Annotated in this window: 20 protein-coding genes and 1 pseudogene; all 21 read left to right on the forward strand. The window is 55.8% G+C overall.

All coding sequences use genetic code 11. The annotated features are described in order from the left end of the window. Positions 1-239 precede the first annotated feature (239 nt). The 21 genes and pseudogenes from JS541_RS09970 (at position 240) to JS541_RS10075 (ending at position 12147) form a co-directional block, all read left to right on the forward strand. The gene (locus tag JS541_RS09970; RefSeq protein WP_214374311.1) at positions 240-425 is read left to right on the forward strand and encodes a hypothetical protein; all 186 of its coding nucleotides are present in this window, start codon (positions 240-242) and stop codon (positions 423-425) included. Beyond that, positions 422-934 (forward strand): hypothetical protein, encoded by a 513-nt coding sequence (locus JS541_RS09975; RefSeq protein ID WP_214374312.1) that lies wholly within the window; start codon positions 422-424, stop codon positions 932-934. Before JS541_RS09970 ends, JS541_RS09975 begins: the two co-directional genes overlap by 4 nt. Then, complete coding sequence (locus tag JS541_RS09980; protein ID WP_214374313.1) at positions 931-1194, forward strand: HTH domain-containing protein; 264 nt, start codon at positions 931-933, stop codon at positions 1192-1194. Before JS541_RS09975 ends, JS541_RS09980 begins: the two co-directional genes overlap by 4 nt. Continuing rightward, the gene (gene dnaB / locus JS541_RS09985) at positions 1184-2530 is read left to right on the forward strand and encodes a replicative DNA helicase (RefSeq protein ID WP_240539323.1); all 1347 of its coding nucleotides are present in this window, start codon (positions 1184-1186) and stop codon (positions 2528-2530) included. The genes JS541_RS09980 and dnaB overlap by 11 nt, the downstream gene beginning before the upstream one ends. 369 nt (positions 2531-2899) lie before the next feature. Then, complete coding sequence (locus JS541_RS09990; protein ID WP_240539324.1) at positions 2900-3160, forward strand: hypothetical protein; 261 nt, start codon at positions 2900-2902, stop codon at positions 3158-3160. Next, complete coding sequence (locus tag JS541_RS09995) at positions 3157-3855, forward strand: hypothetical protein (RefSeq protein WP_214374314.1); 699 nt, start codon at positions 3157-3159, stop codon at positions 3853-3855. The genes JS541_RS09990 and JS541_RS09995 overlap by 4 nt, the downstream gene beginning before the upstream one ends. A gap of 89 nt (positions 3856-3944) precedes the next feature. After that, complete coding sequence (locus JS541_RS10000; protein WP_214374315.1) at positions 3945-4154, forward strand: hypothetical protein; 210 nt, start codon at positions 3945-3947, stop codon at positions 4152-4154. Between the two features lie 97 nt (positions 4155-4251). Further along, complete coding sequence (locus tag JS541_RS10005) at positions 4252-5049, forward strand: metallophosphoesterase (protein WP_214374316.1); 798 nt, start codon at positions 4252-4254, stop codon at positions 5047-5049. Between the two features lie 8 nt (positions 5050-5057). Then, on the forward strand, positions 5058-5321 hold the full coding sequence (locus tag JS541_RS10010; protein WP_214374317.1) for a DivIVA domain-containing protein: 264 nt from the start codon (positions 5058-5060) through the stop codon (positions 5319-5321). Continuing rightward, complete coding sequence (locus JS541_RS10015) at positions 5321-5737, forward strand: hypothetical protein (protein ID WP_214374318.1); 417 nt, start codon at positions 5321-5323, stop codon at positions 5735-5737. The genes JS541_RS10010 and JS541_RS10015 overlap by 1 nt, the downstream gene beginning before the upstream one ends. Beyond that, positions 5730-6059 (forward strand): hypothetical protein, encoded by a 330-nt coding sequence (locus JS541_RS10020; RefSeq protein ID WP_214374319.1) that lies wholly within the window; start codon positions 5730-5732, stop codon positions 6057-6059. Before JS541_RS10015 ends, JS541_RS10020 begins: the two co-directional genes overlap by 8 nt. A 69-nt stretch (positions 6060-6128) precedes the next feature. After that, positions 6129-6662, forward strand: coding sequence for a hypothetical protein (locus JS541_RS10025; RefSeq protein WP_214374320.1), 534 nt, complete (start codon positions 6129-6131; stop codon positions 6660-6662). Positions 6663-6680: 18 nt separating this feature from the next. After that, entirely contained in the window at positions 6681-7139 is a 459-nt protein-coding gene (locus JS541_RS10030) for a hypothetical protein (protein WP_214374321.1), read from the forward strand. Then, positions 7136-7402 carry a hypothetical protein gene (locus JS541_RS10035; RefSeq protein WP_214374322.1) on the forward strand — a complete coding sequence of 89 codons (267 nt, stop codon included), beginning with the start codon at positions 7136-7138 and terminating at the stop codon, positions 7400-7402. The genes JS541_RS10030 and JS541_RS10035 overlap by 4 nt, the downstream gene beginning before the upstream one ends. Beyond that, a complete protein-coding gene (locus JS541_RS10040; protein ID WP_214374323.1) occupies positions 7399-7674 on the forward strand; it encodes a hypothetical protein in 276 nt (91 codons plus the stop codon). Before JS541_RS10035 ends, JS541_RS10040 begins: the two co-directional genes overlap by 4 nt. A 13-nt stretch (positions 7675-7687) precedes the next feature. Next, positions 7688-8035 carry a hypothetical protein gene (locus tag JS541_RS10045; protein WP_214374324.1) on the forward strand — a complete coding sequence of 116 codons (348 nt, stop codon included), beginning with the start codon at positions 7688-7690 and terminating at the stop codon, positions 8033-8035. Beyond that, entirely contained in the window at positions 8017-8502 is a 486-nt protein-coding gene (locus JS541_RS14860) for a hypothetical protein (RefSeq protein ID WP_240539325.1), read from the forward strand. The genes JS541_RS10045 and JS541_RS14860 overlap by 19 nt, the downstream gene beginning before the upstream one ends. Before the next feature lie 8 nt (positions 8503-8510). Next, positions 8511-9320, forward strand: coding sequence for a hypothetical protein (locus JS541_RS10055; protein WP_214374325.1), 810 nt, complete (start codon positions 8511-8513; stop codon positions 9318-9320). Further along, a complete protein-coding gene (locus JS541_RS10060; protein ID WP_214374326.1) occupies positions 9320-9868 on the forward strand; it encodes a hypothetical protein in 549 nt (182 codons plus the stop codon). Before JS541_RS10055 ends, JS541_RS10060 begins: the two co-directional genes overlap by 1 nt. 296 nt (positions 9869-10164) lie before the next feature. Further along, a pseudogene (locus tag JS541_RS14865) lies at positions 10165-10765 on the forward strand (ATP-binding protein). Between the two features lie 386 nt (positions 10766-11151). Next, positions 11152-12147, forward strand: a complete 996-nt coding sequence (locus tag JS541_RS10075; protein ID WP_214374329.1) for a hypothetical protein — start codon at positions 11152-11154, stop codon at positions 12145-12147. Positions 12148-12287 lie beyond the last annotated feature (140 nt).

Below are 12287 nucleotides of genomic sequence, written 5' to 3' on the forward strand. Positions count from 1 at the left end.
TTATTTTATGTGGACATTTCCAGTATAACTACTTTATGGACAGACATGCAAACGTCATTTCGACAATTATCCGACCGTGAGTTGGTTCGACTTATACATGCAATCGTTATGTTATACTGATGCAGTCCACAGAAAAACGAGGATGGGAAGCAGCCGAATGCCGCTCGATCATCAGAGAACGCGCCCCGCCGAAACAGTCAGGGCGAAGTTCTCAATCGCCGACTAAGGAGAAAAGAAAGATGACCGTCATATACATCTTCCTAGGCATCCTGCTGCTCTCAGTCCTCTTCATCCTCGTCTGGAGCCTGTGCCGGATCTCGGCCATAAGGGATGAACGTGAGGCACGCGAATTCCCTGAATACGTGGATCCGTCATACGTGCCGGACAAGGATTCGACCATGGAAACAGGAGAACAACAACAATGAGTCGTCGGTACGATGACATTCCCGATCCGGACAAGATCACAAGAGGGCCCTTCACATTCCAACTGGAGGACGGTTACATCTATGTCTCGTTCAATCCCATGCCCGACAATCCGGACTGTACGGATAGAAGCCTGACCAAAGAGAACATCAGGAAGCTGAAGCAGTTCTGTACTATCGCACTTGCTGAGAGGAAGGATCAGGAGACTGTCTCATGCTGTGATCAGCGGCTCGTTTTCCCGGATGCTTCCGATAACTTCCCTATCCCCGACCTGAATCTGACCGAGGTTCCGGCACCGGCAACGCGCGTGGACAAGCCCACGGGTGAGACTAAGCCGCCGGTTCGGGACGGGCTTCATGAGATCGCGGAACAGATGAGAATCAGCAACCTGCTGCAGTTGCTTGTCTCAAGACCCTCCGTCTTCGATTTTGACCGGCTGACCGACGCGTTGGATAATAAGCGGACCCGAACCGCGTTGGGTTTGGAAGAATACAAGGAGGAGACCCGATGAAGTTAAGCGACCAAGCGGTCAAACAATTGGAAGCGTCCAAGGCGATCGTCAGCGTCAACGATGATCGAACCCGGATCGTCTACACCGACGAGTTCAAGAAGGACTTCGTGGAACGGTATCGGCGGGGCGAAAAGCCTGTCGCGATCTTCCGCTCCTACGGGTTGGAACCGCATCTCATTGGCTACAAGAGAATCGAACGTTGCACCGCACGATGGGTGGAACAAGTAACCGGAATGAAGGCGTCCGCAATTGGAAAATGACAAGGAACTGTTGAACCGTCCGCATGACGAGTTCGCCGAACGAGCCGTGCTCGGCAGTATGATCACCAGTCCGACAGCGTTGGATGATGCGATGCGTCATCTGGACGTGGAGGACTTCTACAAGCCGGAGCATCAGATCATCTACGAGGAGATCGTCAAACTCGCCGCCGACAACCAGCCGGTGAGCAGCACGATCCTCGCGACCAGACTCCAACAGCAGAACAAGCTCGGCAATCTCGGCGGCGTCGACTATCTTCTCAAACTCGTGGAGGCGGCACCCACTTCAAGCAACGTCTCCTACTTCACCGATATCGTCAAGCAGCGTGCCACGCAGCGGCATATCATCAACGTCGGCATGAAGATCACCCAAATGGGGTACAGCAGCGACGTTGACATCGACAGCATCATCACCGCCGCATTGGATGAGGCGTTCACGATCGGCGAGGACGACACGCACAATGATTACCGTCTCGCATACGATGTCGCCGCAGACATGCTCAAGCACATCGATGACGTGCAGCACGGCAACGTGGAGAAGGGCGTGCCTACCGGATTCCGGGAGATCGATGACGTGACCAACGGTTTGCAACCCGGCCAGATGATCGTCGTCGCCGCCCGCCCGGCGATGGGCAAGTCCACGCTCGGCATGGACTTCGCACGATCCGCAGCATTGCACAACAACATGACCACCATCATCTTCAGTCTTGAGATGAGCGGCGACGAACTGATGCAGCGCGTGTTCAGCGCGGAGACGAACATTCCGTTGACGGCATTCCGCAACCCGGATGCGATCACGCCGGAACGGTGGGACACGTTGAACGCCCAGTGGGAGAAGCTGAAGAACGCTCCACTATATATTGACGACAGCCCGAACATGAAGATGGCGGACATCCGGTTCAAATGCAAGCAGTTGAAGAAGGCGCATGATCTCAAGCTCGTCGTCATCGACTATTTGCAATTGATGAGTTCCGGCAAGAGCGTGGAGAACCGTCAGCAGGAGGTCAGCACGTTCAGCCGTAGCATCAAGATGCTCGCCAAGGAGTTGCAGGTGCCGGTCGTCGTGTTGAGCCAGTTGAACCGTGGAGTGGAGATGCGCGCGGACAAGGTGCCGCAGATCAGCGATCTGCGTGAATCCGGTTCGATCGAACAGGACGCCGACGTGATCATGCTGATCCACCGTCCCGACGCCTACGATAAGGAGGATCGTCCCGGCGAGGCCGACATCATTCTCGGCAAGCATCGCAACGGTCCGACCGGCACGTATACGCTCGCTTTCCTCGGCCAGACATCGCAGTTCAAGGACATGCCCAAGGATTATGCGGCCAACATGATCTGACAACCGAAACATTTCTTGTTATACTGAACTAGTCCACATAAACAGTTGGGGAGGCTTGCCTGTTGACCAGCATTCGACAGTACGCGCACGAATACAAGCTCAGCGACCAAACCGTCGAACAGGTGATCAGACACGTGAAAGCCGAAACGACCGGAACATACGATTGTTCCGTCACGGTCGGCCATCGCACGTATCGGACAAGACTCCGCCACCGGACCGCAGACACGACCATTCGTGAAATCCTATACCGGATCAGAGAGGATCAGCCATGCTCGCAGCTTACATCATCTCGCTCATTCTGCTGACCATAGGCGTCCTGCTTCTTCTCTACATCGTGTCCCAGTCCGGACCAAAGCAAAGGAACAACACATGCCACGACGCAAACCGGAACGATATACTCCCCGTCCATTGAAGGCCGACGCGACGTTCAACCGCAAGTGCGGGCGCACCACGTTCAAGTCTCCGATCGACGCGCAGATCGCCTTGGGCAAGATGCCCGAAGGCAAGGTTGCACGCAAATGCCCGAACTGCGGCGGCTATCACATCGTCAACGTCGGTGAACATCTGGAAAGCCGTAAGGCGAATGGCGGCGGGAAGAACCGTCACAGGAACCGTAAGGAAGGGAAGTGAGCTTCATGCCGTTCATGGGCTACCCGCGATACCACGCGGGCGAACAGGATTCCGGCAACACCCTCGATCTGACGGCGGTCGCCAAACTGGACGGCGAGGATGATCTGAAACGATTGGGCTTCACGTTGATCCAATCATGCCGGCATTTCTACGGTGACATGCTCGACCGTCATTACGGTCGGACGAAACTGTCCTCATGGCAGCGCGAGGATGGCCCCGTCACCGTTCATGCGGATGTCTGGCAGGTGTATGAGCCGTTCGATGTTCGCGAGAAGCGCGTCATGTTTTATACGCAGGAACAGGCCGTGTTCTTGGCTCAGCTTTCTGTGCCAATGGATCAGATGCCGAACATCACCAAGGTGATCGCGAACGGACATCGTGATGAGTATGAGCCGATAGAACCGAACACGGTCGATCTACGCCAGTTGCGGCATAATCCGATCTCGGAGAAGATGCATGGGTTCGGGTTGATGGAGCGTGATTCGGACAAGTCGCATCGGCTCCCGTTGCTCTGGCAGATTCCGTACGACGACACCGGTGATGACCCGTGGCTTCCTGATAAGCCGAGGCTTATCGCCCGTGTCGATCCGGAGCAGGAGACCATCGAGTTCGAGAGCAAGGTCACCGGCGTGAAGAAGACGGTGACGTTCGACGAGTTTCTGGCGCTTGACCGCATCGATTATGGGTGGAAGTGATTCCGGGTCTTCGCTGATTCTTAGGGTTTGACTGGTGGTGCTGGTCAAGCCCTTTCTTGTTTGTTAGGGTGATTTCAAAATAGGAGGAAATGATGGAAGAGGATCTGGATCGGCTCCTCGAGTGGAAGCTGGATGAGCTGGAGAAGGTCATGCCCAGTCGGGACGATCGGCATTTTCCTCGTGAGGAGCGTCGGTATGCGTTGGAACAGGCCGCCGCTCTGGAGGCTACCGTTGAGGGGAAGATGGATACGATTCGCGACATCACTCCGTTGGAGTTGTACCAGTTGAGCATGTTCTAGTTCCCGGCACCGCTGGTTGTCGATGACCGTGCCCACAACTCCATTATTTTATGTTATACTGTTCGTGTCCGCATAAAACGATTGGGAAGACCAACACATGACCACAAGCCTCTACGTCGGCGACCTCCACGCAAAACCAGACCTACTCCCGTTGATCAGCGCGGCCGCCGACCGACACCACGCCGACCGGATCATCCTCCTCGGCGACATATGCGACGACTGGAACCTATCCAACAACATGCAAACCGCATGGGTCGAATGGTTCACCGACTGGTATCGACACGAAACACTCGAACGGGAAATCATTCCCCTGCTCGGCAACCACGACATCCCCTACTGGCTGGGCGTCGGCTCCACGTTCGACATGCTCAACAGCAGTGTCGGATTCCCCGGTTACAAGCCCGGTGCGAAACGCCGCGTCCACGAGCTGATCCACATGCTCCCGTTCAGACTCGTATGGTCGGACGGGTATTCGATCGCCACGCATGCTGGTCTCACTTGGGATTGGCTCATCGCCAACATTCCCAACGCCGGCAAGCTCACGCCCGTCCAAATCGCCGAACAGTTGAACGGTCATATGAACGCGCACCGGCTCGCCAGCCTCTACTACGACATCGGGCCGGCGCGAGGCGGCGACAGTCGCACCCCGAGCCTCTTGTGGGCGGATCGCAGCGAACTCGTGGCCGACAACGATTACTGTCTCACGCAGATCGTCGGCCATACTCCCGTCCCGTCCGTCACCCGTGAACTCGGCAACCTGTGGTTCTGCGACACGTTCAGCACCGACTCCAACGGCAAGCCGATCGGAGACCAGACGATGCTGCTCGTCACCGACGCCAAGCCGACGCCCAGTTTCGACATCATTCCCCTCTATCAGAACGACGATAAGGAATAAACCATCTTATGAACGACCATCAGACCGAAACGGTCAACCTGATCAACGACGTCATTTTCGACACGAACCGTCGCGACTCCTATCAGATCGAAGCCGTCGACAACCTGCTTGACCGTATCAGCGACAACATCAGACACCACAACACGTTCGACCCGGACGTGATCCGAAACGTACCCATCCCCACAGCAGGTTTCGGCCGCGAAGGCTACGACCGTGATCAGGTTGATGAGTTTCTTGACCGGCTTGCCATGCGATTGGAGGAGTCGCGTTGATGGGTGATTCAATCAGACTGTATCTGATCGCCCGTGACGTGATGCATGACATTCCTCCATTGCCGGGCACCGTCGCCTATGCGGAACCCAAGCGGCGGAACGGCCGGCTCGACATCGCCGTCAACGCCAATGATCGGGGTCTCGAATTGACGGGACTGCTCCGCAAGGCGGATTTGCAGGATGTCCACAGCGGGAGTGTTCCGGTGTTCATGCCCCGCTATGAGCTGATCGAATCGGAGACGCCTCCGGATCACGAGTGTGCGTTCTTCACGTTGACGGTTACGCCGTTCAGCGACGGTTCGGACCCGGATGATTATTACATGTTGGAGAAGAGTTTCCCGGAGTGGTTGAGCGTCGGTTCGGTCAGGGCGGTGTATCAGGTGCTTCGCGCCTTGGCGAGGGTGGAAGATGAGTGACGGACTGGCGATCACGCGACGCGCGGGTTGGACGACGATACCGGATGAATCCGCGTTCGGTTCGATTGGTTTTCGGTTTTCCCGGCGTGATCTGATCGTCCTGCGCCGTCCGGTCGGCCCCTTGTCGTGGGATATCCTGCTGATCATCGAGGTGAATGTCGTCACCGGCGCTTGGGGATACGTTGTCTTGGATGAGAATACTGGCGAACCGTATGACTACGAGCTGGCGATTCCGGCGATCTGCTCCCGGTTTACCGGCGAGGTGGATGAGGCGTTCGCCGAGCTACGTGAATATGGGTTCATCGGCGTCGGTCTGGTTTGAGTTTTGTTTCCCGCCCTTCATTTTTATGTTATACTGTCAACGTCCACATAAAATAGTTGAAGGAACATCATGAACCGACCCGACGCACTCTCCCGCGCATACGCAGCAATCCTTCCCCAGCTCAAAACCCTCGGATACCGGCCAGACCTCAGATCCTGCAACGAATACGAGTCCGCCCGGTTCATGATCACCGTCAGCCGCCAACCCACCACCTACGTCAGCCCCAACGGCGACTGGGAGCGAGAAGACGGGCACATCGGCAACACCCCGTTGGAACTCGAAAGCCTGTTCATGGCCGAACACTACCGTGACATGCTCAAACACCGCGACACCAACGATCTCAAAGGCATCGCCGCCGACATCCTCCTCGACCAAGGCGTGATCCTCGGCTCCATCCTCTCCGCCAGCATGTACCGCAACGGGTTGAACGTGGAATACCGTCCCCGCACCGGTTGCCCGGAAACCGTTCGCATCACCGGTTTGGTGAAGAAGCATGAGAAGGCGATCAATAATATCGGCAAGCAGTTGGAGTTGAACATGGACAACGGGGACATGTCCGCCTATCAGAAGCAGACGATCCGCCGCATCATGCGCATCAACTAGAGGAAGAAAAGACTGAAAATGAATTGGCTTGATTTCGTGATCGACCTGCTGGGGCTGATCGTCGCCGGGACCGGGTTCGTCATCGCACGCAGACCATCGGTCAGATGGCTCATGCTGTCGCTCGGCATCCTATGGATGGTATTGACGTTGGTGGAAACCGGTGCGGCTCTGATGACCGGGGTCGGCTCCCCGATCCGGCCGCTCCAATACGCCACCGTCGCCGGACTGGCGGTCACGCTGCTGATCCAAAGTGTGCTGATCCGTTTGGATCACGGGCGACGTTCCTACCGTGATGATCTCGCCTGTGACATCGCCAACCTCGCATTAACCCATATCGCCACCGAACACTATCGGAGGATGATCAGGGGAAGCATTCGCTTGGGCATGTCGACCGCACTGGATGACGAGGCGTATGGGATCGTCAGCCGTCATATGGGCGAATCGAAGAAAACTGAATCGTCGGAGGAACGGCCATGACTCGTAGATATTTGACCTTACGTGATGAACCGCATACCGTACTGGTGTTCGACGACAAGAAGACCCGCGACCGGTACTGGGCCAGTCACGATAAAACAGCGTGGTGGGTCGCCCCGATCGTTGCCCGTGAGACGATGATCCGGGCGACCGGACTGCCATTGCATGCTCCGATAGGCGAGGTCGTCGAACGGTATCTGACATTGCATCCCGACCATGATCGGCGCGAACACAAGCCGGAGGACAATGAAAGGATGCCAGCATGACGTTACCGAAACCCGGTCCGAACATGACATTGACCCGGGATCACGACTCCTTCAATCTGGGCGATGCCAACGTGCACGTGACCGCCGAGACGCTGATCGAGGATGGGACGATTTTCATCCACCTGCTCACCGTCAACGACAGGGGGATGCGCCGCGAATGGAAGATCAAGGTGAATGGCGATTTTATTTCGGTCGGCTCCGACAGGGACAACGGACGACCGGAACAACCAGATGGCTTCCATCCCGAATGTGACAATCTCGACCTCATCTAAAGAAAGGAATCATATGGGCACCCCGATTTACGTGGAAACCGGCCAACTGGTCGACGCCTCCTTCGCCCCGCATACGACCGTCACCTACCAGTTGAACGAGAACGCAGCCGTCGGCACTCGCACCATCATCATCCCCGACGGGTTCACCCCCGAAGAGACGAAACGAATCACGAGAGCGATCGGCCGTGAGTTCGCTGACTCAGAACCAGTCGTGGAACCGAACGAAGCGGTCATGCGGAAAACGGCACAGGCATTGTACGAGCACATGTCAGATTCGGATACGCCGTGGAGCAAACTCCCCTCGTATGATCAACAGTTCTGGATGGAATCAGTGCGCACCGTATGGGAAACGATGCGATGATGGTCGACTATTCGCCGTGGGTGCAGTCTCACCCCTCCCCGATCCTGCCGATCTTCTGCATTGTCATAGGATTCGCGGCCGGCATAGCAGGGGCGGTGATTGCCGCCATCGGCAATGATCCGTCCGTGGACGACTCGGAGCCGGTCGTGAACGTCGTCAAATCCAGCATTATCATCGTCGTTCTCACCGTGCTCGGTTTTGGCCTGATCGGATACGGCATATGGACGCTCAAAAAGAATGCGGATTATCCGAAGACGTTCACCTCGGAAACCGAGAAAAGGTTCGGCATCGAACATTTGCGCTGCGACGGCCGGGAATGCGACGCCCACGGTCTGCCAATGGACGGCGAGCGCGCGTCATGGTTGAAGAGCAATCGGTATGAGACGGGAACGTTTATCGTGGACGGCAACAAGGTCGGTTTGGCAGGATCGAACGGAGAACTTCTCTCTCCGAACGGCAATCGTTAGGAGGCATCATGGAACATTCGCTGGGATTCCGGGACCGACTGGCATGGTCCCTTCTCCGGTTCATCACCCGTCATATCGCATCCACTGAGATGCGAACCTATATGAGGCCGGCACTAACCAAAGCGTTCAACCAGTTTTTGGATCATCCCATATTCGTATACTCTTCCGATCATGGCAATGAGGACACTCGAGTTGTCTTCGAAGCCGGCGGATTCGATCTAACCGCCAGAATCAAACCATTTGGACTGGAAGAAATGACCAGACTCGGCTTCGCCCATGAAACGACCGAAACCTTGGAATTAGGAAGAGCTGTTTCCGTCTATCATTGCAGGCGTCGCCCATCGGTTAAATGCAAGGTTTTCGCTCAATGCTTCGACTTCGCATGGTGCGTCACGGAATTCTACTTCTCCCCAACCGAAGAAAACAGCAGAGGGGGCATCTCGATCAACAGGATTGAGATCAAAACCATCAAATGCGTACTCACCGACGGCGAGCGCCTGTACGGTTGCGAGTCGCCAGATAATGTGGTTGATTTGCGTCCGTTCCGGTATGATGTTTGTGCCAAGTTTTTGGAATTGGGGTTTTTCCATTACACGGACTACATGTTCTGGCTTTACGACCGCCGGGACGAGCTGTCTGGTAGGTCCATGCGGGATGCAAAGCCCCGCATTATTGGTAACGCATGGCCTGATGGGACGGTTCGACTGTTGACCGCGAACGGTAGGGAACGGGTTCTTTCTCAAAAAGATTTCATGGCCTTGGGACGGAAATGGGATGATCGGCTCATTGCCGACGATGATCCGGGAAAGGAAGATTGATGGATTCCAGTGAACTGAAGCAGCTGCTCAAAGATATGAGCTTGTTCGACAGTGTGAGCGCCGGCGACAACGATCGGAGTGCGATCGGAACCATTCGCGTTGACGGGACCGTACTGCTTCGCGTTCGCGTGGAGGCGGGGATTATTCTCGACGTGCGTGGTGAGCATTCCACGTTCCGTGATTGGGAGGAATGGGATCGTAGACGTATCCTCGCCCATTCCGCTGCGATCGATGACATGGAATGGTTGTGTCATGTGATTTTGGACATGGTGATCAACATGGAGCGACTGCTTGCCTTCCGACGGATCACCGATCAGACGATCCGATTCGTGGAGAACATGACTGATTGGACGTGGGATGCGACCGACACCGGATTGACGCTCTCCAATCAAGATCAGGTGATCCTGCTGGACGTACTGGACAACATGCTGATCATCCACCGTCCGGAACCAACACCCGTCTCGTTTGACCAGCCGCATCATCAGCCCGACATGAGAATGGTGCTTCAACTGCTCAAGGAAACCATGACAGAGGAGCCTGTCAGATGACGACCCAGGCGGAAACATTGGCGCTCGCGAACGCGTGGATGCGCGGCGACAATCAGACGATGCGCAGCGTGTTCCTCCGGATAGCGTCGAATGCGAGGGAGAAGAACAACGGGAAGGATAACGCGTATTCGGTGAAGCTCTCCCAAGCGAGCCGTATAAGCAACGAGGAATTAGCGAAGGCCAACACGTTCATCTCGCAGTACACGGATGATCGGGAAGGCGAACACGGTCACGAACTGACCCTCCCGCCCGATATCCAGACCGGTATTGATCGTTTTCTCGCAGAACGGGAGCATATGGATGCGCTCGCCGCACACGGACTGTCACCGGCATCAAAGATACTGTTGACCGGTCGGCCGGGTACGGGCAAGACCAGTCTTGCCGCGTTGGTCGCCCGTCGTTCTGGGTTGCCGTTGCGTACCGTCCGCTTGGATCGACTGTTGAACGGTTTGCTGGGTAAAACCCTTGAAAACATTGGTGTCCTGTTCGATCAGATGCAACGCACCCCCATGCGTCCTGTTCTTGGACGAGGCCGATTCGCTCCTGTGTTCTCGACGCGGCCGGGATGACGTAAGCGAGATGCGTCGCTCCACGAATCTCCTGTTGCAGCGGATCGACGATTGGAATCCGATGGGTATTCTCATTGCCGCGTCGAACATGCCGGAACTGTTGGACCCGGCCATGTTCCGTCGTTTCGACCTGCGGATCAGCATGCCCGACCGGACGGGTGAACTCGCCGAGAAAATCATCATGCGCCGACTGTCGGAGATCGACATGCAACTCGACGGCAAGTATTCGAGAACACGTACGAATGGGAAGGCCGCCTCACACCCGCACCGATCGTCCAAACCGTCGATAACCGCGCAAGGGAAACGATCATCAACGGAAGCAGTGTGATCGAGTGGACGAACTCGGCAAACGGTTGAAGCGACTGGCTGTTTGATCATGGGAACATTAGGGTGGGGGCAATACAGGATGCCTCTGCCCCACTTAATGCACTCACGCCGGTCAACTGAGTAGGTGCTCCTGATGTTGCGTCATCAAGAGCACCCATTGGTTTGAAAGGCGAAGCCAAGGCTTCTCAACCTTCCATCATGAGTCCAACGAAACGACCGTCAGACGGTCGTCTCGAAGTTAGACAAACCCACAATGGACAGACACCAGTCTAACAATCGATCAGCCGAGGACACTCCAATCCGATCAGACCGTTCCCGTCTGACATTCCAGCCCCTCATCCACTACCTAAACAACAGAAAACGCATCAACCTTCGAAAGGCAAACACATGACCCGACCATTCCCCGCCACTCTTCCCGACCTGACCACATTCCGCACCATCACCGGCTACTTCTACGCGTACGACGCGGACATCCACATCAGCGACGAGCAGGAAACCGCACAACTCACCGCCAGCCAATCAACCGACCCAACGACCCCCGGCCTCCAGATCGGCATCCACGTATCCGACGAAACCAAACAACACAAGACCAAACGAGACCAGTTGCGCTCGCAGATTCGACTGTTGAAGGACATGCTGCCAACATGCGACGATCAGGATTATCACTCGTTCGACCGGTACGGGTTCACGGACTCCGACACGCTGCCGGACGGCGCACTGTATATCGCCCAGTTCTGCATGGACATGGTTTTCACGGCGGCTCGCGGGCCGATCATCATGCGGCGCATCATCTTCAATGAACAGCTTCCGGAGATCGTTTTCGCCAGCATCAACAAGTATCTCAATACGTTCGGCCCATACGTGAATCACATGTTCGACCTGCTTGATTCGATGGAACCGGACAATGAAACCGTTTCACCGTCGGTTGCGCTCGCCACGTTCAACACGTTCGAATCAAAGGAAGAACTCGACATGGCGCTGTCCGACGAACAGGCTGATCCGATGTTTGAACTGCGGATGGCGCATAAAACCGATGGGACGATTGCGGTCACCTACGATTGGCATCGCTACGAAGACGAAAAGGACGATACCTTCCACATGCGAATAGGCTACGACTTCTGCCGCATGTACTGCAACGCGCTACCGGAAGAACCGGTTGGCTCCAAAACGAATCCGCCGTCGTTCGCCAGTTTCGCCACGGATGAGATTCCCGACAAGGCGACGCCGATCGCCTTGCTGATCTGCGATAATTCCGGCAATCCGCCGATGCTGCGTTGCTTCATGCGGATGCCGGACGATCAAGTGGACGAGGATACGTTGACGTTGTTGGGCAACGCGTTGCACCAGTATCTTGATTATGTCGAGGAAATAAACGCCAAATAGTCGGTTCGGCGGGAGTCGGCGGAGCTTCGGATTCTCCTTCGTACAGGAGGAAACCGAAGCTCTTTCCTTTCCTCCACGGCTTTCCCAACGTCTGACCGCACGTTCTACTTACTTGTTATACTGGGATAGTCCACATATTC

It is taken from the genome of Bifidobacterium sp. SO1 (genome assembly GCF_018555335.1).
Classification (GTDB): domain Bacteria; phylum Actinomycetota; class Actinomycetes; order Actinomycetales; family Bifidobacteriaceae; genus Bifidobacterium; species Bifidobacterium simiiventris.

Excerpts from the sequence above, each read along its gene's own strand:
- JS541_RS09970 (WP_214374311.1), top strand. The coding sequence starts at position 240 with ATGACCGTCATATACATCTTCCTAGGCATCCTGCTGCTCTCAGTCCTC.
- JS541_RS09975 (WP_214374312.1), top strand. The coding sequence starts at position 422 with ATGAGTCGTCGGTACGATGACATTCCCGATCCGGACAAGATCACAAGA.
- JS541_RS09980 (WP_214374313.1), top strand. The coding sequence starts at position 931 with ATGAAGTTAAGCGACCAAGCGGTCAAACAATTGGAAGCGTCCAAGGCG.
- JS541_RS09990 (WP_240539324.1), top strand. The coding sequence starts at position 2,900 with ATGCCACGACGCAAACCGGAACGATATACTCCCCGTCCATTGAAGGCC.
- JS541_RS10000 (WP_214374315.1), top strand. The coding sequence starts at position 3,945 with ATGATGGAAGAGGATCTGGATCGGCTCCTCGAGTGGAAGCTGGATGAG.
- JS541_RS10005 (WP_214374316.1), top strand. The coding sequence starts at position 4,252 with ATGACCACAAGCCTCTACGTCGGCGACCTCCACGCAAAACCAGACCTA.
- JS541_RS10010 (WP_214374317.1), top strand. The coding sequence starts at position 5,058 with ATGAACGACCATCAGACCGAAACGGTCAACCTGATCAACGACGTCATT.
- JS541_RS10015 (WP_214374318.1), top strand. The coding sequence starts at position 5,321 with ATGGGTGATTCAATCAGACTGTATCTGATCGCCCGTGACGTGATGCAT.
- JS541_RS10020 (WP_214374319.1), top strand. The coding sequence starts at position 5,730 with ATGAGTGACGGACTGGCGATCACGCGACGCGCGGGTTGGACGACGATA.
- JS541_RS10025 (WP_214374320.1), top strand. The coding sequence starts at position 6,129 with ATGAACCGACCCGACGCACTCTCCCGCGCATACGCAGCAATCCTTCCC.
- JS541_RS10030 (WP_214374321.1), top strand. The coding sequence starts at position 6,681 with ATGAATTGGCTTGATTTCGTGATCGACCTGCTGGGGCTGATCGTCGCC.
- JS541_RS10035 (WP_214374322.1), top strand. The coding sequence starts at position 7,136 with ATGACTCGTAGATATTTGACCTTACGTGATGAACCGCATACCGTACTG.
- JS541_RS10040 (WP_214374323.1), top strand. The coding sequence starts at position 7,399 with ATGACGTTACCGAAACCCGGTCCGAACATGACATTGACCCGGGATCAC.
- JS541_RS10045 (WP_214374324.1), top strand. The coding sequence starts at position 7,688 with ATGGGCACCCCGATTTACGTGGAAACCGGCCAACTGGTCGACGCCTCC.
- JS541_RS14860 (WP_240539325.1), top strand. The coding sequence starts at position 8,017 with ATGGGAAACGATGCGATGATGGTCGACTATTCGCCGTGGGTGCAGTCT.
- JS541_RS10055 (WP_214374325.1), top strand. The coding sequence starts at position 8,511 with ATGGAACATTCGCTGGGATTCCGGGACCGACTGGCATGGTCCCTTCTC.
- JS541_RS10060 (WP_214374326.1), top strand. The coding sequence starts at position 9,320 with ATGGATTCCAGTGAACTGAAGCAGCTGCTCAAAGATATGAGCTTGTTC.
- JS541_RS10075 (WP_214374329.1), top strand. The coding sequence starts at position 11,152 with ATGACCCGACCATTCCCCGCCACTCTTCCCGACCTGACCACATTCCGC.